Source organism: Methanolobus sp. WCC5 (genome assembly GCF_045690325.1).
Lineage (GTDB): Archaea > Halobacteriota > Methanosarcinia > Methanosarcinales > Methanosarcinaceae > Methanolobus.
The window spans coordinates 1,457,193-1,481,156 of record NZ_CP146981.1 but is presented as its reverse complement, the minus strand read 5'-3'; the positions used below and the strand labels follow the sequence as shown (position 1 = coordinate 1,481,156).

General features: G+C 43.9%; 28 protein-coding genes and 1 tRNA gene. 19 read left to right on the top strand and 10 right to left on the bottom strand.

All coding sequences use genetic code 11. The features are described from left to right. Positions 1-29: 29 nt before the first annotated feature. From V7O64_RS07005 to V7O64_RS06995, 3 genes are all read right to left on the bottom strand, one after another. Positions 30-1,289 (bottom strand): UbiD family decarboxylase, encoded by a 1,260-nt coding sequence (locus V7O64_RS07005; RefSeq protein ID WP_407354719.1) that lies wholly within the window; start codon positions 1,287-1,289, stop codon positions 30-32. A 181-nt stretch (positions 1,290-1,470) separates the two neighbouring features. Further along, a complete protein-coding gene (locus V7O64_RS07000; protein ID WP_407354718.1) occupies positions 1,471-1,758 on the bottom strand; it encodes a hypothetical protein in 288 nt (95 codons plus the stop codon). 214 nt (positions 1,759-1,972) lie between these two features. Continuing rightward, complete coding sequence (locus tag V7O64_RS06995; protein WP_407354717.1) at positions 1,973-2,737, bottom strand: ABC transporter ATP-binding protein; 765 nt, start codon at positions 2,735-2,737, stop codon at positions 1,973-1,975. A gap of 296 nt (positions 2,738-3,033) precedes the next feature. Here V7O64_RS06995 and V7O64_RS06990 point away from each other — a divergent pair, with 296 nt between their 5' ends. The 5 genes from V7O64_RS06990 (at position 3,034) to V7O64_RS06970 (ending at position 8,566) form a co-directional block, all read left to right on the top strand. Next, on the top strand, positions 3,034-3,507 hold the full coding sequence (locus tag V7O64_RS06990) for a hypothetical protein (RefSeq protein ID WP_407354716.1): 474 nt from the start codon (positions 3,034-3,036) through the stop codon (positions 3,505-3,507). Between the two features lie 179 nt (positions 3,508-3,686). After that, on the top strand, positions 3,687-6,761 hold the full coding sequence (locus V7O64_RS06985; RefSeq protein ID WP_407354715.1) for a hypothetical protein: 3,075 nt from the start codon (positions 3,687-3,689) through the stop codon (positions 6,759-6,761). Between the two features lie 126 nt (positions 6,762-6,887). Beyond that, the gene (locus tag V7O64_RS06980; RefSeq protein WP_407354714.1) at positions 6,888-7,754 is read left to right on the top strand and encodes a hypothetical protein; all 867 of its coding nucleotides are present in this window, start codon (positions 6,888-6,890) and stop codon (positions 7,752-7,754) included. A 282-nt stretch (positions 7,755-8,036) separates the two neighbouring features. Further along, complete coding sequence (locus tag V7O64_RS06975; RefSeq protein WP_407354713.1) at positions 8,037-8,231, top strand: CxxC-x17-CxxC domain-containing protein; 195 nt, start codon at positions 8,037-8,039, stop codon at positions 8,229-8,231. Positions 8,232-8,377: 146 nt separating this feature from the next. Beyond that, complete coding sequence (locus tag V7O64_RS06970) at positions 8,378-8,566, top strand: hypothetical protein (protein WP_407354712.1); 189 nt, start codon at positions 8,378-8,380, stop codon at positions 8,564-8,566. Positions 8,567-8,598: 32 nt separating this feature from the next. Here V7O64_RS06970 and V7O64_RS06965 read toward each other — a convergent pair whose 3' ends face one another. Continuing rightward, the gene (locus V7O64_RS06965; protein WP_407354711.1) at positions 8,599-8,802 is read right to left on the bottom strand and encodes a YwbE family protein; all 204 of its coding nucleotides are present in this window, start codon (positions 8,800-8,802) and stop codon (positions 8,599-8,601) included. A gap of 194 nt (positions 8,803-8,996) precedes the next feature. Between V7O64_RS06965 and V7O64_RS06960 the strand changes: the two genes are divergently transcribed. Beyond that, positions 8,997-9,236 carry a hypothetical protein gene (locus V7O64_RS06960; protein WP_407354710.1) on the top strand — a complete coding sequence of 80 codons (240 nt, stop codon included), beginning with the start codon at positions 8,997-8,999 and terminating at the stop codon, positions 9,234-9,236. Positions 9,237-9,461: 225 nt separating this feature from the next. Here the strand turns inward: V7O64_RS06960 and V7O64_RS06955 are convergent. Beyond that, a tRNA-Thr gene (locus V7O64_RS06955) sits at positions 9,462-9,535 on the bottom strand. A gap of 96 nt (positions 9,536-9,631) precedes the next feature. On the opposite strand from V7O64_RS06955, the gene V7O64_RS06950 reads away from it, so the two are divergent. From V7O64_RS06950 to hisC, 9 genes are all read left to right on the top strand, one after another. Beyond that, on the top strand, positions 9,632-10,186 hold the full coding sequence (locus tag V7O64_RS06950) for an aldolase (protein ID WP_407354709.1): 555 nt from the start codon (positions 9,632-9,634) through the stop codon (positions 10,184-10,186). Positions 10,187-10,318: 132 nt separating this feature from the next. Beyond that, complete coding sequence (locus V7O64_RS06945; protein ID WP_407354708.1) at positions 10,319-10,930, top strand: CDP-alcohol phosphatidyltransferase family protein; 612 nt, start codon at positions 10,319-10,321, stop codon at positions 10,928-10,930. A gap of 63 nt (positions 10,931-10,993) precedes the next feature. Then, the gene (locus V7O64_RS06940; protein WP_407354707.1) at positions 10,994-11,437 is read left to right on the top strand and encodes an archease; all 444 of its coding nucleotides are present in this window, start codon (positions 10,994-10,996) and stop codon (positions 11,435-11,437) included. 92 nt (positions 11,438-11,529) lie between these two features. Continuing rightward, positions 11,530-12,996 carry an RtcB family protein gene (locus V7O64_RS06935; protein WP_407357285.1) on the top strand — a complete coding sequence of 489 codons (1,467 nt, stop codon included), beginning with the start codon at positions 11,530-11,532 and terminating at the stop codon, positions 12,994-12,996. A 392-nt stretch (positions 12,997-13,388) separates the two neighbouring features. Further along, the gene (locus V7O64_RS06930; RefSeq protein WP_407354706.1) at positions 13,389-13,862 is read left to right on the top strand and encodes a PUA domain-containing protein; all 474 of its coding nucleotides are present in this window, start codon (positions 13,389-13,391) and stop codon (positions 13,860-13,862) included. Positions 13,863-14,006: 144 nt separating this feature from the next. Beyond that, the gene (locus tag V7O64_RS06925; RefSeq protein WP_407354705.1) at positions 14,007-14,837 is read left to right on the top strand and encodes an acyltransferase; all 831 of its coding nucleotides are present in this window, start codon (positions 14,007-14,009) and stop codon (positions 14,835-14,837) included. A gap of 39 nt (positions 14,838-14,876) precedes the next feature. Then, the gene (locus tag V7O64_RS06920; RefSeq protein WP_407354704.1) at positions 14,877-15,218 is read left to right on the top strand and encodes a hypothetical protein; all 342 of its coding nucleotides are present in this window, start codon (positions 14,877-14,879) and stop codon (positions 15,216-15,218) included. A gap of 177 nt (positions 15,219-15,395) precedes the next feature. Next, positions 15,396-16,502 carry an acetylornithine transaminase gene (locus tag V7O64_RS06915; protein WP_407357284.1) on the top strand — a complete coding sequence of 369 codons (1,107 nt, stop codon included), beginning with the start codon at positions 15,396-15,398 and terminating at the stop codon, positions 16,500-16,502. Next, positions 16,483-17,589, top strand: coding sequence for a histidinol-phosphate transaminase (gene hisC / locus V7O64_RS06910; protein ID WP_407354703.1), 1,107 nt, complete (start codon positions 16,483-16,485; stop codon positions 17,587-17,589). The genes V7O64_RS06915 and hisC overlap by 20 nt, the downstream gene beginning before the upstream one ends. Here hisC and V7O64_RS06905 read toward each other — a convergent pair. Genes V7O64_RS06905 through artA form a run of 4 tightly spaced genes read right to left on the bottom strand, consistent with a single transcriptional unit; the run spans position 17,583 to position 20,051 of the window. Beyond that, positions 17,583-17,942, bottom strand: coding sequence for a dihydroneopterin aldolase family protein (locus V7O64_RS06905; protein WP_407354702.1), 360 nt, complete (start codon positions 17,940-17,942; stop codon positions 17,583-17,585). The genes hisC and V7O64_RS06905 overlap by 7 nt on opposite strands. Then, on the bottom strand, positions 17,917-18,594 hold the full coding sequence (locus V7O64_RS06900; protein ID WP_407354701.1) for an archaetidylserine synthase: 678 nt from the start codon (positions 18,592-18,594) through the stop codon (positions 17,917-17,919). The genes V7O64_RS06905 and V7O64_RS06900 overlap by 26 nt, the downstream gene beginning before the upstream one ends. A gap of 26 nt (positions 18,595-18,620) precedes the next feature. Beyond that, positions 18,621-19,229 carry a phosphatidylserine decarboxylase gene (locus V7O64_RS06895; protein ID WP_407354700.1) on the bottom strand — a complete coding sequence of 203 codons (609 nt, stop codon included), beginning with the start codon at positions 19,227-19,229 and terminating at the stop codon, positions 18,621-18,623. Further along, the gene (artA, locus tag V7O64_RS06890; RefSeq protein WP_407354699.1) at positions 19,230-20,051 is read right to left on the bottom strand and encodes an archaeosortase A; all 822 of its coding nucleotides are present in this window, start codon (positions 20,049-20,051) and stop codon (positions 19,230-19,232) included. It abuts the gene before it with no gap. Positions 20,052-20,117: 66 nt separating this feature from the next. On the opposite strand from artA, the gene V7O64_RS06885 reads away from it, so the two are divergent. The 4 genes from V7O64_RS06885 to priL all read left to right on the top strand — a co-directional run bounded on the left by V7O64_RS06885 (position 20,118) and on the right by priL (position 22,761). Further along, on the top strand, positions 20,118-20,534 hold the full coding sequence (locus V7O64_RS06885; RefSeq protein ID WP_407354698.1) for an NUDIX domain-containing protein: 417 nt from the start codon (positions 20,118-20,120) through the stop codon (positions 20,532-20,534). Beyond that, positions 20,512-20,826: a transcription factor S gene (locus V7O64_RS06880; RefSeq protein WP_407354697.1), complete on the top strand. Its 315-nt coding sequence runs from the start codon at positions 20,512-20,514 to the stop codon at positions 20,824-20,826. The genes V7O64_RS06885 and V7O64_RS06880 overlap by 23 nt, the downstream gene beginning before the upstream one ends. A gap of 117 nt (positions 20,827-20,943) precedes the next feature. Further along, the gene (locus V7O64_RS06875) at positions 20,944-21,681 is read left to right on the top strand and encodes a DNA polymerase sliding clamp (protein WP_407354696.1); all 738 of its coding nucleotides are present in this window, start codon (positions 20,944-20,946) and stop codon (positions 21,679-21,681) included. 3 nt (positions 21,682-21,684) lie between these two features. Further along, positions 21,685-22,761: a DNA primase regulatory subunit PriL gene (priL, locus tag V7O64_RS06870; RefSeq protein ID WP_407354695.1), complete on the top strand. Its 1,077-nt coding sequence runs from the start codon at positions 21,685-21,687 to the stop codon at positions 22,759-22,761. Positions 22,762-22,819: 58 nt separating this feature from the next. On the opposite strand, the gene V7O64_RS06865 is transcribed toward priL, so the two are convergent. Further along, the gene (locus V7O64_RS06865; RefSeq protein ID WP_407354694.1) at positions 22,820-23,824 is read right to left on the bottom strand and encodes a PEF-CTERM sorting domain-containing protein; all 1,005 of its coding nucleotides are present in this window, start codon (positions 23,822-23,824) and stop codon (positions 22,820-22,822) included. Between the last annotated feature and the right edge of the window lie 140 nt (positions 23,825-23,964).

The following is a 23,964-nucleotide window of genomic DNA, read 5'->3' as shown; positions in this document are numbered from 1 at the left end:
TTTTTTATCTATTTAGATTCACTCTAGATTCACTCAGGCATTTTTGCACGTTCGAAGTTCTCAGCTTCTTTCAGAACCTTTGTTGCATCGATACCTACTTTTGTAGTGGTTCCGTCCGGTGACCCCCTGGGGTCAAGTGAGCTTCCCCTTACATTTGGTATTATCATGATATCCATGTCACCCTTCACCCTGGTGGCAATCGCAAATTCCACATCATGCAGGTCAAAGATATCTATGTCCTCATCCACAACTACCACATGTTTCAGGCTTGTGTGGGCTGCAAAAGCTGCCATGATGGCGTTCTTACCGTCGCCTTCGGTCTGCTTCTCTATCTGCACTACTGCATGTAGATAACAGCATCCGCCTTCTGTGAGAACCACATTCTTGACTGTTGTGACCTCGCTCACAGCGTTGAATATCCGTGGCTCGTAGGGTACTCCCATCATGAGGAGGTGCTCAGGACCTGCAGGTAAGATCCCGTGATAGATCGGGTCCTTGCGATGTAGTATCCTTGTGATGTGTATGACAGGTTCCTTTCTCACGAGGTCGTAGGTGCCTGTGATGTCCACGAATGGTCCTTCATCAACTCTCTCAACCGGGTCGATGTAACCTTCAAGGACTATCTCTGCGTGGGGTACTTTGATTCCGTTGCTGCATTCAAAGACCTCAAGAGGCTTACCCATAAGGGCTGCTGCATAATTGAATTCCTTTCCGGCGGGCACACGTGTGGTGGATGCGAAAGTTACGGTGGGATCTGCTCCTATCACTATGGCGATTGGCAGTTTCTCTCCTTTCTCCGATGCTTTCCTGTGCATGACGTAGCTGTGCCTTGGTGCCACAAGACGTGCTGCAAGCCTTGTCCTGTCAACTACAAGGAGCCTGTGGATTGCTGCGTTCATCACGCCTTCATATTCAGTGACAACAACCCCGGCTGTGATATAAGGTCCTGCATCCTTCTCAAAATGGGTCATTATCGGCAGTTTTGTAAGATCCACATCATCCTCGATGACCTCCATTGTGGGAGAATCCTTTACAACCACCACCTCGCCATCAGGCGATACCTCTGAGAGCCTCCTGATTATCTTGTCCTTGTCCACACCGAACATTGTTGCAAGTTCTTCCCTTGAACCAAGCACGTTCATGATGGCCCTGTTCCCGTCAATGTCATGGAACATCACCGGTCCGGGTGTCCTTTTTGCAATGCGTGGTGCCTCGAACACCTTTGAAACAGGTTCAGTGATCCCTGTAAGCTTCCCGTTCTTCCTGAGCTGGTCGATAAATTCCCTCATGGTATCATCCGTGTAAAAGTTGTAATATTTGCGAGTTTTAGTGAGTATTTCGTTTTAGGACTAGCATATGAGCCAATTATATTTGAATGCATATACTAAAAGAGATGTGCAGTCTTTTTATTTTTTCGTTTGCGGATGTAAGGGTATAAACCTTAAAAGTTGTGTTTTTTAGAATAAGTATTTACTCCATATTCCCTTTCACAATTAAACCTGAAATTGCACCAACGATTATGTTTTGGATAGGGATGAAAAAATAAAAAACAAGCCCCAATCCCAGAGTAACCACTCCTGCCAGAGGAATGATAATAAAGACCTCCACAAATAATAATATCCAATAACTAATAAGTAATATAATTCCGATCACTCCTTTACCGGAGTATATCCAGCCTAATCCTAACAGACAAAACACTGCCCCCACAATCTCAATTAACATTACGGTTCCTGGATTAAGATCTCTATTCTCATTCATAAGTTCGCATCCAAAATACATAGTTTAGTTTTCTACCCTACGAAGTAAAGTAAATATATTTCAATCAATAATAAGCAATGAAATACAAGTTATTATAATTTGTGAATATATATCTAAGTCTGATAATATTTAGCGTGTGTGTTTTTGTATTGTTTTATGAATTGCATATTTTACATAAGATTTCAATCTGATAGTTTAAAAAAATGGAATGTCCTTAGCACCAGGCATGATAATATCCCCTGTCCTTACCAACCTCCACCGCAATGCCAAATAACTCCGTTAGTTTCCCGGCAGTAAGTATATCCTCAATCTCTCCGTCTGCAAATATCCTTCCATCCTTCAGAAGGACCGCACGGTTTATTTCAGGGACGATATCCTCAAGGTCGTGGGTCACAAGGATTATGCTCTTTCCGGATGTGGCTATTTTGCTTACGGTTTCCCTGAACTTATGTTTGCTTCTCATGTCAAGGCTGTTGGTGGGTTCATCAAGTACGAGTATCATGGGGTCATGTACCAGTGCCCTGCCGATAAGTACTCTTCTTGCTTCGCCTGTTGAGATCTGCGATATGTTCCTGTCTGCAAGGTGTTCTATCTCCAGGAACCTGATTATCTCTGCAGTTCTCTTAAGCATGTAAGGCCTTATACGAAGGTTGGGATATATCCCGATACTGCTGAAAAAACCTGAGAGTACGACATCGATAACAGTTATATCCCTTGTATACTCGAATTGAAGGTCCCCTGAAACAATTCCAAGCAGGGCCTTAAGGTCAGCCAGGTTCCATCGTTCCTTTCCAAGTATCCTGAATACCATCTTCTCTGTTCCTGCAATGGGTCTGTAGTCTCCTGTTATGGTCCTGATGATAGATGACTTGCCTGAACCATTGGGTCCGACTATGGCAATATTCTCTCCTCTTTTAATGCTGAAGGATATCGAGTCAAGGATCACGTTGTCGTTTTTACGGACAACTATGTTCTCCATTTGTATAAGTGAGTCAAAGCAATCCGCTTTTTTTTCGGTAACGTTGTACATCCGGCTATACCACGGTTTTTGTTTATTCTGATGTTTCTGATTTTTTTCTGATTTAATACTTCCCTGCAAATAAGTCAAAGATAATAATGTTTTGCATTGTCGTTTTTGGGACATCCGGGGCTAGGATCTTGGAAAAAGCAGATAACAATCCTTATATATTTATGTATCTATTTTTATTTATCATCATCTGTGATTGCTAAGGTGCATAGTGTCATAACACCAATTGGATGTTGAGGAGGTTTTCTATGGAAGATGAAATAATAGGTATTGTTCCGAATATGAAAAAGAGTAAAATGTTAGGTCTGTCATACGATACTTTCACACTGGTTGCAACCCCTGATGCAACAATATTTGCAAAGGTGACCAGTGATATCATGAAGCAGGTTGTCCAGGAGTCCCGTGACCAGGCAAAAGCAGAGGGAAAAGGTTTCTTCGGGCAGTGGGGTGCGCAGATAAAAGGTTCTTTCAGGTATGCTGAAAGGTATGCAGGAATGAGTGCACAGGCTGTACTCGCAGAAAGCCCGGCAAATTTCGCTATTCCCAATGCAGGAATTAGTTCCATTAAAGTAAAGAAAAAGACAACTTATGACGATGACAATTCTTCTTCCTCTAATAGCTGGGAGGTCACTATACAGTCTGATTCGGGTAAAATGAAATTGAAAACCGATTTTGACCCAAAAGGCCATCTACAGAAGATATATGGCAATCGTGTAAAATGATATTCATGTGAGGGATGACTGGAGCAGGTATTCATTCTGGTTGAAATACCTGTTTTTCATCTCATCGCAGTTTCACAGTATTTGTTACCTGTCTTATGCAATTATGCAGAGATTAGCACATATTTAAATATCATCTCTTTTTCTTGTAAATGGAAAACAATTCCTGTAAGGGTGGTATATTGAAAACATATATTCTTGCTATAATGGTACTTGTTCTGATAAGTCCGCTGGCTTGTGCAGCCGACAGTGTCAGGATAGAGATGCCTGATAATGTCGTATCAGGTGAGATGTTTCAGGTGAAACTTGTTATTGATGATCCCCTGGTAAGGGATCTTACCAGAACCATAGATGTCACGACAAAAGGAGGCAGACTCCAGCTAAGGAGAATGGGCGATATACACAGTCCTTCCTCGATTGAATATGCAGGTGAGGAGGAAATAGTGTTTGATGCTGTAATGTTCTCTGGTTTTCGTGAAGGTGATGTGGAATCAACCTTAAGCTTTCGTTTCATGGCTGATGTTGAGGAAATGCGGAATAAGTATCCTGAATGGGGCACTTATCATGAGGACATAGTCAAAGTTTCAAAGGCGATATATGCATCTCCTGTAAGCTTCTCAGTTCAGACGTCGCATTTGCCGCAGACGGAAACCAGCAGATTTGAGACTGACCACTGGGATAAGGTCACTTTTACCCCTGTATTCAGGTATTATGTTGACAGTGATTATTATGCAACCACCAAATTTTACAGGGGAAGTTTTAGCCGGGAGTCCAGCTATCAGACACATGATGATTATCTTGTTGGCAGATATTTCAGTAAAGAAGACATGACAAATCCTCCCGAAAATTCGAAAATATCTGGTTATGACTATGGCTCCTTCGGACAGGGAGGTTCCTCAACAGGCTATTACCGTATAGGCTGGTATGAGGATTACAAGGTGAAACATAAAAACTGGGACACGAATGAGACATACTATGTATATGAAATCATTATCAATTACAACTATGCCGTTCTCATCAATGATTTTCTAATGTATCATGGAAATATCATGAAAAAGATGAGAGTAAAAGATTCTGAAATTGAAGGTGCTATCAGGGAAACCGAAGAGGAATGTCACAAAATAGTTCTCAGCCAGAAGTATACACCTCTGGAAGCGGGTAGTGCTACATATCCTTCTGTGCTTGAGACAAACCTTCCGCTCTCAGGTCCAAAGACCCTTTATGTCACAGGATACGCAGCTGATGCAGATGGTAATCCTATGTCGTATGTGGAGGTTCAGGCGAAGGTAAAAGGGCAGACATTTAAAGGAAGGGCAGATGCTGACGGGGATTTCCAGATCCCGCTCTCAATAGAACTGGATGAGAAAGAGAATGATGTAAAGCTTGATCTCTGGGTTGTTTTTTCCTATGAAAGAGATGATAAGAATTATTTCAAAGTCTATGATCTTGACAGAAACACGTATAATTTGGTCTGGTACCACCAGAAATTTGCTATTATCGACCAGAAGAATGTTGAGGCGCCTATCAGGCTTGACGGCTCTCCCGATCCTAAAAAAAGAAGCAGCACTGGCTATATTAGTGATATGAAGAGCCTGTCTGTGATATATGCCCATACCGCTGAAGCTGTGGATTTCTGTCTTGTGGAGCTTGATGCGGATATTGACTACAAGCTGCCTGTGGAAGTGCTTGTGGGTAATAATGATCAGCAGACCCTATATTCACCTGACCAGTCCAGGATCCTCATTTCAAGCAATGATGCAGGATACTCGAATTCCAACAGGCCTAAGAACCGTGAGTACCATGAGTTTGCGCATCATCTGATGTATGCAACATATGGTGGCTGGACCAACGGCAGCATGGTTCCCGGCAACAGGAATCACGATGGTTTCCTTAATCCGAACACAGGTGACTCCTATGAAGAAGGATTTGCCGAGTTCATGGCCCTTGTAATATCTGATAAGTACGGGGACAGCAATCCGGCAGACGGAAAGACCAAATCAGACGTCTATACCCAATCAGACATCTATTCGTCTTTTGGAAGTCTTGAGAACAATTATCGTCCATGGGACAATAAAGGTTATGCAGAAGAATTCGCAGTTGCCTCACTTCTCTGGGACATGTACGATAAGGACAATGAAAAAGGCGATTCTTTAACCATGTCCCTTTACAATATCTGGTCTGTGCTGAAGGTTCAGAGAAATGATTTCTATGACTATTATGTGGCCTTCAAGGAGGCAAATCCAAGCAAGGCAGCAGAGATAGATGCTTTGTTCATCGAACACGGATTCTTTGCTGATACAAAGGTAGGTAACGGTAAGAGAGATTCTTTTGAAGGCTTCAGGGATGCTAACGATAATAGTAGGTATGATGCAGGAGAATTCTTCTTCGACCTGGGATGCCTGAATACGACCAGGGAGATCCAATACGGGAAAGGTATGGTCATCGGAAAAGCTGCTAATTATGATAGGCCCAACAGAAGTTCTGCTGTGCGGCTTGATGGTGCATATCTAAAGGTCAGGGAAGATGAGGTAAAACAGTATCTTATCAAAGTGAATTACCTGGAACCTGGCTACGGTGAGGATTATGAGTATGTGGTGGACCTGAGGGATGGCCTGCTTTATCTGCAGCCTCTGCCCGGACATGTTGCAGCAGAGATAAGTATAGAGCCTTTTTCTGTTGAGTACACAGCAGATAGTGTCTACTCTATCAGCAACTATGAGCTAATAAGCAAACTGGAAGATCCGGGTGAGTATTTTGATAAACATGAGTTCTCACTGAAGAGCACCGGTGTAACCGGGGACCTGGACTATGTTGTCTATAAGGACACTGAGCCTGTGTATGCTTATGAAGGTGACAGGGGTCAGGATATAGATGTGAAGATATCAGATGACCCTGACCTTGATGATGGAAAAGGTCTGTCATTGTGGTGGATGTTGCCTGTGCTCATAATTGGTATTGTCGCCGGTGCAGGTGTATTGTTCCTGAAGAAAGCCGGGAATGTTGCTGGTTCGGTAGATATGGGAAAAGCACAGGACAGGGCACAGGAACTAATCAGGAAAGGCTCAAAGGAGTTCAATGAGAAGGGAATGCCCGCCATAAAACAGGCTGGAAAGAAGGCTGCTGAATATACTGCAAAGGGTGCTGAATTCGCTGCAAATCAGACTAAGGAAGGTTATGAGAAGGCTAAACCTCAGCTGAAGAAAGCACAGGATGACATCAGGAGGAAGATAGATGAGGCAAAGGAAAAGAAGGAGTGAACCTTAGTTTATTTTCTCCTTTTTTCTTCCTTCTTTTTTCTTGTAATCCTGATTTTCTTATGGTCCCCATTCCCAAAATATTATGGGAAAATAGGTCTATATATGTTGACCATCCCTTCTATTATTGTGAACGATCATCATCTTTCCCTTATTGACCGGAGAATGGCTGCTTTTGGCTCACTGCCGATAATAGGAGGCTATTATCTCGTACTTGGCGGTGGGAAGATAGGGACTGATTTTGTCAGGTATGCAAAAGAGAGGTCTTTTCCTTTTGTGGTAATAATAGATATTGATGAGAAGGCAGAAGCATCAAATAATTCGGCAGTGGTTGGAAGGGAAGGGCTTTTGAGGCTTATCAGTGATTACAGGGAATCCGGATACACTCCTGAGAAAGTATATTTCCATTGCATGGATGTCCGTGATATAAATGAGATCCTGGATGAGGGTATCCCGGAATTTATCATCCCTGCTGTTCCAGCTCACGCTGTTGTGAACATGGCGATCGATATGCTGGGCCCGATAGCTTCAAAACCACTGATCCTTTCTCTTCATATTGATGAACAAGATGCAGAACTGAACTCATACTTCAGTAATATTCTTTCAGGTATACCCGGGGATGTTGTGGTGTTCAGTTCTCCTTCTGATGGGGTTATAATGCTCTCGTATGCACGGACGGGTGAGATATGCCCGGATAACTGCATGGGTCCTGAGAATTACTGCTATTCTTTCAAAAGGGAAAAACCTGAAACAATAACCGCTTATGTAAGGAAATTGCTGCATTTTCACAGGGGATGGGTTTTTGAAAGCTGCCAGATGAAGCCGGGCATAGGAGGAATAAAGGGTGAAGACTTCAAAGAACATATGCTCTCTATGCTGGAGTATGTTAAAGCAGTGAATGAACAATATGATGAGTATTCGGCTGATGACAGGGTTTTCTTCATCGCAACAACATGTAATTGTCACGGGATAATGAATCTGCTTGAAGTTGTCTGATAAGGAAGGCAATTTTAAAAACCAAGCAGATGTTTCACCTTACCTGTCTATTTGATAGCAGTGACTTTATATCTCATGGGGTAGTACTAAGTACTAGTTCGATTGCTCAACGATTTATAAAGGGTTACTCTATTTTTGCGTGCTTCTTTTGATAATTGCTTGACAGTTAGAGTTAGTCGTATCGTAATGAGCGATCTGGTAATATCCGGTAAAACTAATCGTACGATAATTCTCGATCTCGGTTCTGCTGAGCGAACTAGATAAACTACAGGAGATAAAAATATGGGATTTAATAACAGAGGCGGAAACAGTAGAGGCGGCGGCGGTGGCTTCAGGTCTAACAGCGGTCCGAGAGAGATGCATAAAGCAACTTGTTCTGACTGCAAACAGGAGACTGAAGTGCCATTCAAGCCATCCGGTGACAGGCCTGTATACTGCAGGGAATGTTTCCAGAAGCACAGACCAGCCAGATACTAATTATATTTCGATATAATTCTGGAATATTTCAAAAAAGACAGGCATGTGATCATTTGTTGTGATCCGTATCTGTCTGATTCGTTTTTTTGTAATTATTTTTTTAAAAAGAGTGACTTAGCCTGTGGCTAAGCTAAAGAGGAGTTATTATGAAGATCGAAAATGTGTTATGTCCCGGGTGTGGAACTCATGTTCTTGCAACAATACCTCTTGGACAGAGCATCGTATGTGTCTCTGTCAGCTCCGGGAAACCGGCTGATTTTGGGGCAACATATAAGTCAAGTTCAAAATGCACCAGCTGCAAAAAGAGTTTTGCATGTTATACCAAAAACGGTTGAATAGCAGATTGAAAAGCAAAATCTGAAAACATTCACGTTCCTGAATGAATTTCCTTTACTCTTCCAACGCTGCCACCTTCAAGTTGTACTTTTATTCCGTGTGGATGGGATGAGGAATTGGTCAATATCCTTTTAACCACACCTCTGGTTATTTTACCGCTCTTCTGATCATTTTTCAGGACTATTCCTACACTAAGTCCTATCTTGATGTTCTTCCTGGAACTTCCCGGGTTCATGGTTGTAGGTGAGCCCGAGTTTATATAAAGCTGTTTGTTGTTGCTTGTATATCATATTTCATACACAGGTGCATAATCGCTATTAAGGATTAGCAGTTAAAAAGACAGAAAAGTCTTTACTGCAGTTTTTCCTTTTGTCAAAAAGGTTTTTGAGCTGCCGGAGCTATTACCTACATATCTGCGGATGTGAAAATATGAAGGATGAAAAAAAAGAGTATCTTGTACACAAACAGATATATGAGGAGACCGTGAGAAGGAATAAAAAGATAGGAATGGCAAATTTATTCATCTTCGCTATTGGTCTGGCCTTTAAATACTTAGGTATGCCTGAAACAGGAAGTCATTTTATCTGGCTGGGTGTTGTGATCCTTATATACACTTTCGGTTCCAATATGATAGCAAAACGTGAGATGCAGAAGCATCAGTTTAAATAAGGGATTAATATTTGCTGCTCTTGCTGTTCTTTAAAATTTTGTGCTCTGCTGCAATCAAAGCTGATATGAGGTTAGCAGAGTGTTCACTTCCAGGACAGGTGTAGAAGGTTTATGCAAAGGGAATAAGTCCTGCTATGAAATCTCTGTAGGATCCTTTGTAAGCTCATCTATATGGTGACGCGTCCGCAATTCAGGAAATAAACCATGCGTTGAGAAATGTTATGAAGCCCCGGGCGTGATTTGAACACGCGACCTAATGATTACAAATCACTCGCTCTGCCGGGCTAAGCCACCGAGGCATCATGATAGCGCATTCCACATCTATTTATGGAAAGCATTCCCTTACATAGCATAATAGCAGATAAATTTTATGGTAGTACTGCCGGAGAAGTCTCATGTGGCGTGAAATATCAAGGATCGGGAAAAAGCTTGTGCAAGGCGGGCTGGTAGAATCCCATTTCGGTAACATCAGTGTCAGGGCTGGTAATCGCATGCTCATTACAAGGAGCGGGTGCGCCCTTGATGAGATAACTGAGGACATGGTCGTGGAGGTCAGCATTGAAGGAACATGCGCACTTGATATGATCGCATCTTCTGAAGCCATTGTTCACAGAGCGATATACAAGAGCACACCGGCACTTGCAATAGTTCATGCTCACTGTCCTTTTGCGGTGACATCATCCCTGCTGGCAGAAGATGGCAGTATCACTCCGGTGGACAGTGAAGGTCAATATTTCCTGGGAGTAGTTCCGGTTGTCAGGGGTGGAATAGGCTCGGACGAGCTTGCCAAAAACCTTGCCGCAGCCCTTGCATCACATAAGGCAGCTATCATTTACAGTCACGGTACATTTGCCATAGGCAAGGTCCTTGATGAAGCCTACGTTATAACCACACAGGTAGAGCACTCCTGCAGGATCAAATACTTTTATGACCTTGCAAAGAATAAATAACCGCGGTCTCCATTATTGATTGGCTTTACAGAGAAGCTGAAGGTACGAATCTATGGAAGCAGGATCTATGAAAGTATATACTCATCTCCGGAAAATGTTAAATCATAAAAATGCTCATTGGATACAATATTCATGACATTCAATGCTTTAAGGCCCATAGCATCAAAGGTACTCGAACCACTGGCAAGGCTCACGGCAGACTCCGGTATCTCTCCTGATCTCATATCAATGCTCTCTCTTCTGTTTGCGCTCTTTGCTGGTCTGCTTTATTACTATTCATCCTTTGACCCTCTGCTTGTACTGGCAGCCGGGTTGCTGGTTGCGCTCAATTCACTGCTTGATGCAATGGACGGTCTTATGGCGCGATATCTTAATGCGGCCAGTGCCAGGGGTGACTTCCTTGATCATGTAATAGATCGCTATTCTGATGTGTTCATCATCTGCGGCATCTTCTTTGGAGGTTATGTGGACTGGCGAATAGGTGTCATTACCATAGTAGGGGTACTTCTTACAAGCTATCTTGGCACCCAGGCCCAGGCACTTAAGCTTGGAAGATATTACGGTGGCATCATAGGAAGGGCTGACAGGCTGGTGCTGATCATGGTCTCTTCTGCCTTCTATTTTGTTTACCAGGGAAATGTATATGGTTTTTCTGCCCTTGGATGGATGATCATTGTTATAGGGGTAGGAAGCCACATAACAGCTTTCCAGCGTATATTGCATATATGGAAGCAGCTGAAGTGACTTCTTCCTTCTCTCTGTAAGGTAAAGAGAACCATTTAATTACACCAACGCCAATTAAGGTTCATGTCATCTGGTACCACCAAGGACTTCGAGTATCTGGAACATACGGCAGATGCTAAGTTCCGGGCTTACGGTAAAAGCCTGGGAGAAGCTTTTGAGAACGCAGCTCTTGCCATGCTCAATGTAATGGTGGATACGGACTCGGTGAACATCAGCTCTTCTGCGGACGTTGAACTGAGCTCTCCTGACCTTGAAAGCCTTCTTTTTGACTGGCTTTCCGAGATACTCTTTGTTTTTGAGGTAGAGGAAATGGTCTTTAGTCGTATCAGGGTAAATGAACTGTTTGTGGGCGATGATGAATGTTCTCTCTCTGCAACCCTTTTTGGTGAGGCAATTGACCTGTCTGTTCACGTGTTCGATACTGAGGTTAAGGCGGCAACCTATAACGACATGAAAATAGAAAACACAGGTGCCGGCTGGATGGTACAGGCAACCGTGGACACCTGAGCTTTTCAAAACACAAATTTCCTATAATCAATAAATTCATACGTCTGGAGCATATAGTTTTGAGTATAGATGCCTGAGAGGAGGGATAAATGATGTCACATGAAAATGAAAGTTCTGTCTATGATATTCTGACAAAGGTCAATGATAACACCTGGGAGGTACCCGGCAACTTCAAGCCCGGGATGAATGTGCCCGGGAGAATATTCGTATCTAAGACCCTTCTTGATATTCTTGAAAGAGAAACAATTGACCAGGTTGCAAATGTAGCCTCACTTCCCGGAATACAAAAATATTCCATGGCAATGCCGGATGCACACCTGGGTTATGGTTTTCCTATAGGCGGAGTTGCTGCCTTTGATAAACACAAAGGAGTTATAAGTCCTGGTGGTGTTGGTTTTGATATTAATTGCGGAGTTAGGCTTATACGCTCTGATCTGACAGAAGATGATGTCCGTCCAAAACTGCCCGAACTACTGGATGCATTGTTTGAGGCCATACCTTCCGGTGTGGGCTCAAAGAGCCGTATAAGGGTCAATGATAAGGAACTGGATGATATTTTCATTCATGGTGTACGCTGGGCGGTGGATAACGGTTATGGTGTTGAGGCAGATCTGACGCACTGCGAGAGTAATGGGACCATGCCAGGGGCCGATCCCTCCAGGGTCAGTATTAAGGCCCGTAAAAGAGGCAGGCCCCAGCTTGGGACCCTGGGGAGCGGTAACCATTTCCTGGAGGTACAGTATGTGGACAAGGTGTATGATGAGAAGGCTGCGAAGGCTTTTGGTCTCAGGGAAGGACAGGTCACCTTTATGATCCACTGTGGCTCCCGTGGTGCAGGTCACCAGATATGCACAGACCATCTGCAGGTACTATCCCAGGCATCCAAAAAATATAAGATAGCTCTGCCTGATAAGCAGCTGGCCTGTGCCCCGGCTGAGTCTGAGGAAGCACAGGACTATTTCAAGGCCATGGTCTGTGCGGCAAACTATGCCTGGGTCAACAGGCAGGTGATAATGCACTGGACACGTGAGGTTTTTGATAGGTTCTTCCAGGCTGAGCATGGGGACCTTGGGCTTGACCTTGTATATGATGTTGCCCATAACGTTGCAAAGCTTGAAAAACATATCATAGACGGAAATGAGAAAGAGGTCTATGTTCACAGGAAAGGAGCAACAAGGGCTTTTCCGGCAGGACATCCGGAGCTTCCTGAAGATTACCGTGATATAGGACAGCCGGTGATCATTCCCGGAAGCATGGGCACTGCATCATATGTTCTCAAAGGCAGTCCTGCATCAATGGAGCTCACATTCGGAAGTGCCTGCCATGGCGCAGGAAGAGTGATGAGCCGCAAGAGTGCAAAGCATGAGCTACGTGGTGAAGAGATACAAAAGGAGTTGAAGTCACAGGGGATTATTGTAAGGGCCACCCAGCCCTCTCTTATAGCAGAGGAAGCGCCGGAAGTGTATAAATCCAGTAGTGACGTTGTCGATGTCGTACATAATCTGGGTATTGCAACAAAGGTCGCACGTGTGATGCCAATGGGAGTTGTAAAGGGGTAACTCTGCGAAGCCTCTTTCTATTTTTACAGCTTACAGATTTTACAGCTTATAGATGTTGTCTTATATACTGATCCGATGTCTGTGAAGCCACAGCTATGATACGATATAATTACAGGAGAAAAGATATTGCTTTATTTGAGCAACGAGGAAACGGGAAATGTTTGAGGGGATGAATGGTTTTGCTTGGTTACAGTTACTATACCTTTGAATACAGCTTACAAGCAGTTGTTCCCGTTTCCTCAACTTATAATTAGTCATTATTATATATAAATTTGTTCGACATTCTTTATATATCCATAATAGATCACTCCTTTGAATCAGAGCATAACTATACAGTAACTATATCTTAACTAACCGCTATCAATTTAATACTTATACTTTATTTAGCATCTATGATCAGCGTGGAAAAAAATCTCAAAAAAGTAAGGATAATGGCTGACATCCAGTTCGGAAAAGGCTGTGGTGAAGTTCTTTTCCCTGATGGTGTCACTTTCCAGCTTTCAAAAACCAAGCGGGTAAGGCAGGTCCTGTATAATGGGAAGCATATGGCCACTGTCCGGGCAAAGGATGGTATGCTCACACTCAGTATAGATGGTGCAGTTGCTCTGCACAGCACGCTTGACTGGCCTGCATCAAGAGTGGTCATCTGTGAGGACGCGGTACCATTCGTATCAAAAGGTAAGACCGCTTTTGCCAAACATGTAATGGATGCGGACCCAGAACTGAGGGCGGGAGATGAAGTCATTATTGTTGACAGTTCTGACTCGATACTGGCTACCGGTCAGTTATTATTGTCTCCCCACGAGGCCGTTCGTATGGACCGTGGTCCTGCGGTTGACGTCAGGCGAGGGATGGAGCAATCCTAGAATAAGTATTTATAAATCTATATCTATTAAATACGATGAAAATAAAGTCATAGTAATGCCTTTGATACAGTTAATCCCTGCCGGGAGAGTGAAAGCATAGAAGAGGAGATTTTTAAGACCTTTGTAATTCCTGACAATACCAGGATGGAAGAACATACAATAGTCGTAGATGGGGATGTCATTGCCGGCAATCACTCTGAGATCAGATATGGTGTCATCGGACGTTCTACAATACTGGGCGAGAGGGTCACTCTTTCAGGCGACCTCACTTCTACCGGTGATACAAGGATAGATATCTGGTCACAGATAGGCGGGAATGTAAAAACAGATAAGAATGCCTATATCGGTGAATTCGTTACCATTGATGGGAAATTAGTGGTTAAGGGAGACCTTGATATTGGCAATGATGTAAAGATCAATGGCGGTTTTGAGGCCAAAGGATGGATCGTTGTAAGGAATCCGGTTCCTGTCATAGTTTATCTGTTCCTCTATATCAGTGAGCTTTTGCGGCTTGGGAAGGATGAGGAAGTTGAAAAGGCATTGGAAGAGTTGTTTGAGGATGATGCAGAGTCCATCGGACTAAACTCGCTTATAATACCAAATGGTTCAAAAATATCAATGGATTCTATTAAAGTGCCATCAAATGCTATCATAGGTAATAAATGCAGACTTGTTGGCAATATACGCGCCACTTCCCTGGAAATGGCAACAGGGACAACTCTTTACGGGAGCATACGTACCATACAGGACGTAAAACTGGGAAGTGACAATATCATTCACGGAAACATCATTTCCCGGGGCAATGTCTATATTGCTGCCGGGACCCATGTTCTTGGTGAGATCAATGCCCAGTCTATAAAGATACATGAAGCAGCCCGTGTGGACGGTGTGATGCGTGCACCGGGTGGTATCATATTTGAACGTGAAGGAGATGATGCGTTAACTGATAGTGAGTTGATGGACCTTGATATTTGATCCATGAAAAGGGTTATACACAATAATGAGGGGATGGTTATGAATTCAATTGAAATTTTCAATTTCATAGATCTAGCAGTTCGTCTGTGCATAGTTATTTTGTCATTACTGACATCTAATCTGCTTCTGAAGATAGATGCGGATGTCATTCGTTCACGTATTTATGTAGCGTTCAAGAATCTCAAAAAGTATTTCGTATTCCTTACATTTGGATTTGTACTTTACCTTTTCGAGGCTTTCCTTTCTGTGAACTCTATTGCGGGAAGTACTCAGCATGATCCTCTTAAAGGTGTGATGCTTACCGTTTTCCAGCTTAGTGTTCTGGTATTCCTGTATAATATCTATGTGGCGATAAGAGTTCCTAATAAGCGTATTCTTTAAATTTTTTGGTTTTTGCCTCTTGAAGGAAAGGTCTTTTTCTTTTTTTTAGATTTGTATCGATAGTCAGATTTAAAACAGGTTCCAATATTATAATGGAGAGGTGTTAATTTGCAACAGGATTATATCTCATCATCATCGCATTCACGATCAATATTCGATAAAGATTCAAAATATGTAATGCAGACCTACGGTCGTCAGCCAATAGTCATCAAGAGTGGAAAAGGTTCTCTGGTCTATGATATAGAAGGCCGGGAATATATCGACTGTGTTGCAGGTATAGCAGTGAACAATATAGGGCACTGCCATCCACATCTGGTTGAAGCCCTGAAGAAACAGGCAGAGGAACTGATACATGTGTCAAATCTCTACTATACGGAGCCTCAGGCAGAGCTGGCCGGGCAACTGGTCAATGTGACCGGCATGGACCGTGTATTTTTCTGTAACTCAGGTACCGAAGCAGTTGAAGCAGCCATGAAACTTGCAAGGGTAACAACCAAAAAGACCGATTTCCTGGCAGTTGAGCACTCGTTCCATGGGCGTACCATGGGCGCTCTTAGCCTTACATACAAGGACATGTACCGTGCACCTTTCAAACCGCTGGTGCAGGAAGAGAAGTTCGTTCCGTTCAATGATGCCCAGGCGATATCCGATGCCATTACTGCCAACACAGCGGCAGTTATAGTTGAGCCTATCCAGGGCGAAGGTGGTATAAATGTCCCTTCAAATGGTTACCTGAAAGAAGTCCGCAAAATATGTGATGAGAACGATTCCCTTCTGATCTTTGATGAGGTGCAGACAGGTTTTGGAAGGACAGGGGCCTGGTTCTGTAAAGAGCACTTTGGTGTTGAACCTGATATCATGACAATGGCCAAGGCAATTGGGGGAGGTTTCCCAATGGGTGCGATTGCCGCACGTGAAGGTATATCTTTTGGCCGCGGTGAACATGCAGCAACCTTTGGAGGTAATCCTCTGGCATGCGCTGCTGCACTTGCCTCTATTGATGTCATCCGTGAAGAGGATCTCATCAGGCGTTCAAAGGATATGGGTGAATATTTCAGCAAAGAGTTGAGCAAGCTTTCCACAGAAGGTCTTGTTGAGGTTCGCGGAAAAGGTCTTATGATAGGTGTACAGTTTAATCGTAAATGTGCTGACCTTGTAGAGCATGGACGTAAGAATGGTGTACTTCTCAACTGCACATCTGAGACGGTTCTTCGTATCGCTCCTCCTCTGAATATCACAAAAGAGCAGATAGACAGGGTGGTGAATGTACTTGAGCAGGCCTGAACTTATCAAGGACGCAGTTACCTCCATTGCAGAATACGTTCCAGGAAAATCTATTGAGGAAATAGCACGTAAATATGGTATTGACCCCTCCGGGATAATCAAACTAGGTTCGAATGAGAACGTTCTTGGACCTTCTCCTATGGCAATCGAGGCCATGTTATCTGCTTCATCAAAGGTCAACATATATCCTTCAGCTGATGCTTCTGAACTGGTGGAAGCAATATCTGCATATACGGGACTTCCTGTGGCAAATATATGTGCCTCCGGACCGGGGATGGATGGTCTGCTTGATAATCTCATGAGGCTGCTCATATCACCTGGCGATGAGGTTGTGCTGCCCACTCCTACGTTCTCATATTATGAGATCGCAGCCCGGGCAAATGGTGCAAAGGCTGTCCATGTCCTGCCAGGGGAAGAGCTTGCATTTGATGTCTCTGCAATAAAAGATGCTATCTCGCAGAACACAAAAGTGGTTTTTCTCTGTTCACCGAACAACCCGACAGGCAAGATGCTGGATGAAGCGGATGTGCGCGATATACTGGAGTTCACAAAAGGGATTGTGTTCGTTGATGAGGCCTATGTTGAGTTTGCGGACTACAACCTTTCACACCTTGTGACAGAATATGATAATCTCATTATTGGGAGGACGTTCTCAAAGGTTTTTGGTCTGGCAGGACTTAGGATAGGTTACGGACTCATGCCTGCATGGCTGAAAGTAGAGTATATGAAGATAGCAACTCCTTTCAATGTAAGTTTGCCTGCAGTAGCTGCAGGGATTGCGGCCCTTTCCGATAATAGTCATCTTGAAAGGAGCATCTCGTGCGCAAAGGAAGGCCGCAGGTTCCTGACAGCCCGGATTCCCTTCAAGGTACACGATTCACAGGCCAATTTCGTGCTTGTGGATGTTGCACCCTTGCTTGCCAGGGATGTGGCCGAGTCCTTCCTCCAAAAAGGCATAATCATCAGGGACTGCAGGTCATTTAAAAATGCAGGGGATTCATTGCTTCGTGTGACAGTGGGTACACAGCAGCAGAATGAAAAGGTAGTTGCAGCCTTTGAGGAAGCAAAGAACCTCAGTATTCAGTAGATCCTTTCTATTTTCATAAGCGGATAGTCAAGTTCAGTGTCAAATGCCATGCTTACGTCCGCTTTTGCTTTTTGGAACCGGGCAGTGATCCTTACGTCCAGCATGCGCCCTTCCAGCTCGCAGTAACCGTACTCACTGTTCAGCTTTGAGCGTATCATGTCCCTGTTGATAGTGACTTTGATATCTTCAACACAAGGCTGAACCGAAATACTTTCCTGTATTGCTTTTTCAAGGCTTCCTGCAGTTTTCAGGTTAACCGGCGATCCTGTGAACTGGTGATAGAGTGCACCCAGTTTTATTCCTGCCTCAAACAGTACATTATCCCTGTCAGTTATTGCTACGTTTTGCTGCATTCTTTTCCTCTTCGGGCTTTTTGATAATAGGTGATACAAGATAGATGCTCATAAGCCCGGATAGCCAAAAAGCCATCATATGTGTGTATCTTATATCCACAGCATATGACATGATAGTCATCGCAAAGACAATTGTCAGTGGTATGAGTATCTTCTGATCCCTGGCTTTGAGATATGTTACATTGCTTATCATGAGCATTCCAAGTATAAAGGCTATGCCTGCCATTACATATATATTGAAAAACCGTTCTCCCATGAGGATGTATGCTGATATGGCAATACCGCCTGCAGTAATTGGCAGCCCGCTAAAGGAATTGAATCCCAGGTGCATTGTGTTGAACCTGGCAAGTCTGAGTATCCCGCAGATGAAATAAAAGACCAGTGCAGGCAGGAGCAGATACTTGTCCGCGGAATAGGAGTAAGTGATAATTACAGGCGCAACTCCAAAGGATATGACGTCAGCAAGGGAATCAAGGTTTCCTCCTATATTACTGGAAGAGAACTTTCTGGCAATATGGCCATCAAGCCCGTCCGCAACCGCAGCAATAAGAATCAGTAATGGTGCCAGGTATGTAAAACCTTCCATTACTGACAAAATAGCTGCTACGCCGAACAAAGCATTGAGAAGGGTCACATAGTCGGGCAGTTTCAAGGTATGGAATATCAGGTTCACTTCCTTTATTTGATTCTGGCAATTACTGTTTCACCGGCAAACACCCGTTCTCCTTTTTTCACAAGGATGTCAAAATTATCAGGCACTGTCACATCCACCCGGGATCCGAACCGGATCATTCCAAAACGTTGTCCCTGCTTCATATGATCTCCTTCCTTTACATAGGACACAATTCTTCGGGTCACGGTTCCTGCTATCTGTATCACTTCCACTATCCCGTGTTCGGTCTCTATCAGGGTGTGGCTTCTTTCATTGCGGTGTGAGTCCTTACAGAAAGCAGGTATATAGCCACCTTTCTTGTGCTCTATCATATGAACCTTTCCGTTGATGGGTGCCCTGTTGACATGAACGTTCTGGAAATTCATGAAGATGCAGATCTTCCGGTCCCTTATGTCTACGATCTTTCCGTCAGCAGGGGAAAGCATGTGTTCATCATGTTCTTTTATTTCTCTTTCAGGATCCCTGAAAAAGAAAAGGAAAAAGACGGTCACACATAAAGATAGCAGTGCGATGTTTTTCATGTATGGGAGATTGTAAAGCAGGTATGAGATCAAACTGGCCAAACTTACAGTGGTGGATGCGATGATCCAGGGAAAAGAACCTTTTGCAAGCATTTACTGATTTCCTACTACTTTATAGAATAGTTTTTGAACGAATCCTGTAATCAATAACCAGATCCCTTCGATCAGATCAGTTAGCTCGGGCAAAATACGCATGACCACGTATGCAACTGCAAATAGGGCAATCCCCGATCCGATCTTTGCGATGGTATGGTGAGCGATATCAAAGCTGTTTGGACCGAACCATTGGTACCCGTAAGCTACGATGACAAATACGTCCCTTATTATATTCAATACGTATATGACAGGCACAGAAGCCAGAAATGCCATGGCCTGTTTCCTTAATGGTGCATTAACAGATGCAATGAGTCCTATGAACAGTGCTATGCTTTCAATGGCCGTACAGGCAAGTATTATCTCTACCTGATATCCGTTAAGGGCTATCTTATTCCATGCGGTCATTTCTGCCGGGATCCCTAAAGCACCCATCATCCAGAATACATTGTCTGTCACCTGGGATATTATCCATATGTTCAGAACTTCCATCTGGGCAAAGGGAAAATAGAACAATGATCCCAGTGCGGTTGCAATAGTTGCCATCGAAGTGATGTCCGGTTCAGGTCCCTTCTCATCTTTGCTGAGATACTCTTTGGTCATGGTATGCGCTATTATGAGGCATATTATCCCCACAAGGATCACAAGCAACACATTGAAATGGTCCCCTATCTCCATATAGTGTGCCGGCTGGTAGAACCAGTGTACTGAAAAGAACACCCATCCAATTGCACAAAGCAATCTGCGGGTTCTTATCTTTTTAGGGATTATCGATCCCAGAAGCATAAATGCTACTGCGATCCACAGGATATTTTCGATCATTTAAGCACATCTTTAATAGGTATGGGTCCTATATATTTGATATAGTCTATTAAGCTTTTGTTTCCCATGTCCCCCATCACTCCCAAACTTACAGTCGATGCCGTAATCATCTTAAATAGCAAAATAGTTCTCATCCAGCGAAAAAATCCTCCGTTTAAGGGGAAGTTTGCTCTTCCGGGTGGTTTTGTAGAGATCGGTGAAAGTGTTGAAGAAGCGGTTGTCCGTGAGGTTCTTGAGGAAACAGGGCTTATAATCGAAATAGTTAAGTTACTTGGGGTATATTCAGAACCTTCGCGTGACCCCCGGGGACACACAGTGAGCATAGTCTACCTGGCCACGGGAAAAGGTGTCCCAAGGGCTGATTCGGATGCTGAAGGGGTATGTTTGTTCGATCTTCAGGAAATGCCGGAAATGGCTTTTGATCATAACAGAATTATAGAGAATGCGAGAAGTGATATTTATGGAATTTTGTCCGGAATGTAAAAGCATGATGTTTCCTTCAGGTGGTTCCTTAAAGTGCAGGAAATGTGGCTATGTTAAGGGTAAGCAGGCCGATTCAGAGGCATTGGTCTCTGTAGCATCAAGGGAAAAGAGAGATGTTACCGTACTTGAGGGTAATGTGGACCAGGGTCTTCCGACAACTTCTGTCAGGTGCGAAGAGTGCGGTAACAACATCGCATATTGGTGGCTGCGCCAGCTCAGGTCTGCAGATGAGTCAGAGACACGTTTTTTCAAATGTACCAAGTGTGGATGTACCTGGCGTGAGTACGACTGAGTGACAATTATCTGGTAATAGCCTGTTTTGGGTCTGTTTCAGATGCATTTAAAAGAAAACTTATATTACTTGTAAGATATAATGACCTAAAAATTCAAACTATGGTGGCGAATCAAGATGTTCAAGGCAACAATTGATGCAGATGTTCTAAAAACTGCAATTGAAACTCTTTCAGTTCTTGTTGATGAGGCAAGGTTTAAGATCTCTCCTGAAGGAATAACTGTCCGGGCTGTGGACCCTGCAAATGTGGCCATGGTCAGTTTTGAGCTTAGCTCCGGTGCTTTTGATGAGTTCAATGCCGATGACTGTGAGATTGGTATGGACCTCTCAAAGATCAATGACATTTTTGGCGTTGCGGGTAAGGATGAAAAAGTTGTCATGGAACTTGATGAGATGTCCCAGAAAATGTCATTGCACCTTGGCGGCCTTTCCTATACTCTTGCATTGCTCGATCCTTCCACGATCAGGGCGGAGCCAAGGATACCGCAGCTTGAACTTCCGGCGGAGGTCATCCTTAACGGAAAAGATCTGCAGAGGGCAGTTAAGGCTGCTGAGAAGATAAGTGACCACATGCTGCTTGGTATCGATGGTGATGTGTTCTATATGGAAGCAGAGGGTGATACCGATCGTGTCCGCCTTGATATGGGCCGCGACAATCTCATCGACCTCAGGTCAGGCGAAGCACGCTCGCTTTTTTCGCTTGATTACCTGTCCGACATTGTTAAACCTGCGTCCCGTTCCAATGAGGTCACAGTGGAACTTGGAAAGGACTTCCCGGTCAAGATCGGTTTCTCCATTGCAAATGGCGCAGGAAAGATAGGTTATCTCCTTGCCCCGAGGATCGAATCTGATTGATCTATGGATGAAAAGGACTTTGCGCTATACCCTTATATTTCCGGGGCTTCCTTATATGTCAGGGACCTTGGAATTTCCCTTGATCGCCTGGTTACGTCAAGGGCCATGGATTCCGCTCGTATCCGCGGTAAGGAGAGAGTTCTTCAGGCTATCTCCGGTGAACTTATAAAACCAGGGATTTCCCTTTCGGATGAACAGAGGATACTGCAGGAACTGCTTTCCTATCCGTTTTCAAGGATACTTGTTTCATGCATAGATGATGCCTTCCTGACGCGCAGATTCTGCCTTGCAGAAGCGGTTGCTTCCTACAGGCTCCTAAAGACGCAGGATGTTGCTTTTCTCAGGGAGTTCGCTTCGGATTTCGGAGTTTTTCCGGATGAAGGTGCAACCGGATTTAAGCTGCACTTCACTTCATATATACGCATGGCCAGCTCCCTGAAGGCCATTGAATGGAAACTCGTCAACCGCAAACTGGATCATGGCAATGTGAATGTTTCAAAGGAAGAGTTTGCCCGTCTTTTGCAGGAACTTATAAAGAGTCGTGTTGAGCAAAACCTCCCCATGCCGGTACCTGATGAACTTAGCATGGCTTGTGAGCCATACCTGAATGAGATCCGTGAAGCGCTTGAAGAGAGAAAAAGTGCTTTTGGTGAGTCTGAATTCGAATCCGTGGAAACCGATCTTTTCCCCCCATGTATCACATATGCCATCGCAAATACGCAGGCAGGGGTGAACCTGGCCCATTCGATGCGTTTTGCAATGACAGCTTTCCTGCTGACGATCGGAATGACCGTGGATGATATCATCAACCTCTTTGCCACATCCCCTGATTTTGATGTGGAAAAGGCCAGGTACCAGGTAGAGCACATTGCCGGCTCTTCAGGTACTCATTATAAGCCTCCTTCGTGCGCGACAATGCAGACATATGGCAATTGCTACGCTGCAGATGAGACCTGCAAAAAGATAAGCCATCCCCTGAACTACTACAGCCGCAAGTTATGGTTCAAAAACAGGGATTCCCGCAACCAGGAACAACAGCCAAAAACAAAAATGTCAGACGATGGCCAGATAGATGAGTGACCCGGCCGCTGACAAAAAAAGCTGACGGAGCATCAGCCCCGCAGTCAATTCCTTATATTCAGTCTTTCCTGCGCTGCATTATGAATGCAAGTCCAAGGACGGCTATTACCGGAAGGGCTATGGTCGGGAACTCAGGGATCTCATTGGATTGGCAGGTCCTGGGGGTAAATGCGAATTTTCCGTAAAGGTCCATTTGCATGTTGTCCAGATATAGTGTTCCTCTACTGCTTACATCCATATTACATGGGTTTATGTGCATTATCCCCTCAAATGGATATCCTTCTACCTGCCCCTGTGCGGTGACCACTATATCCCCCATGTCATCATATTCTGCATTAACCGTACTTATGGTGAATTCTCCTTCTGTTACTGTTATGCTGTCAATGGTTATGTCGTCACCTGAAACAAATACCACATAGTCTGCTTTCAGCGGGTAGTGGACATTCGGGTAATTCGGGCCGGCTATTACTGCTCCCTGTACTGTTCCGCAGTGCCAGCCATCAGGAAGGGTACATCCGGGTTCGCTTACTTTTTTGGTTATGGTAGCTGTGAACGGACCACCGAGATAAACATTGCCATAACCAGGAACAAAAAACTCTGCAGACCCCTGCCCACTGTACTCATATTTTTCTTCTGGTGCGGACAGGGTGGTGATCGCAGGATATAGGTTTAGTGTACCTGTAAACTCAACATTGTTAGAGTCCATGAAATTATTTACATGGCCGGTGAACTCAACATGAATCCATTCCTTATAAGGGTCTACGTGTGTGATCGTCAGGTCAACGAGTTCTACTTCACTCCCGCCCATGGAAATCCCGCTCATGTCTATTGCCATATCTACGATCTCAACGTTGCTGCCTGTTTTCTTAACCGTGGCAGTCACGTTGATCGGGTCACCATTTTCACTTGGTCCCGCAGAAGCTGGCTGCTGTTCAGCTACAAATCCCTGCATTTCAACAAGGTATTCCCCATCCTCAAACTCCGTATATGCAACTGCACTTGCCGTATTTGCCATTGAAAGCAGCAATACTGCAAGTGTCACCATTATAACTATTTTCTTCATTCATACCACCAAATATCTAAATTTATTTTATGGATTATTATTTATTATGAGATATACTTGTCTCATATATTTGTACAGTGTAGTTGTGCAATGGTCGTATAAATATTTATCGATTTCAACTAACAAACAGTATGGTTTTC

Bases quoted from the DNA above. Each gene is read 5' to 3' on its own strand.
- V7O64_RS07005 (WP_407354719.1), bottom strand. From the start codon at position 1,289: ATGAGGGAATTTATCGACCAGCTCAGGAAGAACGGGAAGCTTACAGGG.
- V7O64_RS07000 (WP_407354718.1), bottom strand. From the start codon at position 1,758: ATGAATGAGAATAGAGATCTTAATCCAGGAACCGTAATGTTAATTGAG.
- V7O64_RS06995 (WP_407354717.1), bottom strand. From the start codon at position 2,737: ATGGAGAACATAGTTGTCCGTAAAAACGACAACGTGATCCTTGACTCG.
- V7O64_RS06990 (WP_407354716.1), top strand. From the start codon at position 3,034: ATGGAAGATGAAATAATAGGTATTGTTCCGAATATGAAAAAGAGTAAA.
- V7O64_RS06975 (WP_407354713.1), top strand. From the start codon at position 8,037: ATGGGATTTAATAACAGAGGCGGAAACAGTAGAGGCGGCGGCGGTGGC.
- V7O64_RS06970 (WP_407354712.1), top strand. From the start codon at position 8,378: ATGAAGATCGAAAATGTGTTATGTCCCGGGTGTGGAACTCATGTTCTT.
- V7O64_RS06965 (WP_407354711.1), bottom strand. From the start codon at position 8,802: ATGAACCCGGGAAGTTCCAGGAAGAACATCAAGATAGGACTTAGTGTA.
- V7O64_RS06960 (WP_407354710.1), top strand. From the start codon at position 8,997: ATGAAGGATGAAAAAAAAGAGTATCTTGTACACAAACAGATATATGAG.
- V7O64_RS06950 (WP_407354709.1), top strand. From the start codon at position 9,632: ATGTGGCGTGAAATATCAAGGATCGGGAAAAAGCTTGTGCAAGGCGGG.
- V7O64_RS06945 (WP_407354708.1), top strand. From the start codon at position 10,319: ATGACATTCAATGCTTTAAGGCCCATAGCATCAAAGGTACTCGAACCA.
- V7O64_RS06940 (WP_407354707.1), top strand. From the start codon at position 10,994: ATGTCATCTGGTACCACCAAGGACTTCGAGTATCTGGAACATACGGCA.
- V7O64_RS06935 (WP_407357285.1), top strand. From the start codon at position 11,530: ATGTCACATGAAAATGAAAGTTCTGTCTATGATATTCTGACAAAGGTC.
- V7O64_RS06930 (WP_407354706.1), top strand. From the start codon at position 13,389: ATGATCAGCGTGGAAAAAAATCTCAAAAAAGTAAGGATAATGGCTGAC.
- V7O64_RS06925 (WP_407354705.1), top strand. From the start codon at position 14,007: ATGGAAGAACATACAATAGTCGTAGATGGGGATGTCATTGCCGGCAAT.
- V7O64_RS06920 (WP_407354704.1), top strand. From the start codon at position 14,877: ATGAATTCAATTGAAATTTTCAATTTCATAGATCTAGCAGTTCGTCTG.
- V7O64_RS06915 (WP_407357284.1), top strand. From the start codon at position 15,396: ATGCAGACCTACGGTCGTCAGCCAATAGTCATCAAGAGTGGAAAAGGT.
- hisC (WP_407354703.1), top strand. From the start codon at position 16,483: ATGTACTTGAGCAGGCCTGAACTTATCAAGGACGCAGTTACCTCCATT.
- V7O64_RS06905 (WP_407354702.1), bottom strand. From the start codon at position 17,942: ATGCAGCAAAACGTAGCAATAACTGACAGGGATAATGTACTGTTTGAG.
- V7O64_RS06895 (WP_407354700.1), bottom strand. From the start codon at position 19,229: ATGCTTGCAAAAGGTTCTTTTCCCTGGATCATCGCATCCACCACTGTA.
- artA (WP_407354699.1), bottom strand. From the start codon at position 20,051: ATGATCGAAAATATCCTGTGGATCGCAGTAGCATTTATGCTTCTGGGA.
- V7O64_RS06885 (WP_407354698.1), top strand. From the start codon at position 20,118: ATGTCCCCCATCACTCCCAAACTTACAGTCGATGCCGTAATCATCTTA.
- V7O64_RS06880 (WP_407354697.1), top strand. From the start codon at position 20,512: ATGGAATTTTGTCCGGAATGTAAAAGCATGATGTTTCCTTCAGGTGGT.
- V7O64_RS06875 (WP_407354696.1), top strand. From the start codon at position 20,944: ATGTTCAAGGCAACAATTGATGCAGATGTTCTAAAAACTGCAATTGAA.
- priL (WP_407354695.1), top strand. From the start codon at position 21,685: ATGGATGAAAAGGACTTTGCGCTATACCCTTATATTTCCGGGGCTTCC.
- V7O64_RS06865 (WP_407354694.1), bottom strand. From the start codon at position 23,824: ATGAAGAAAATAGTTATAATGGTGACACTTGCAGTATTGCTGCTTTCA.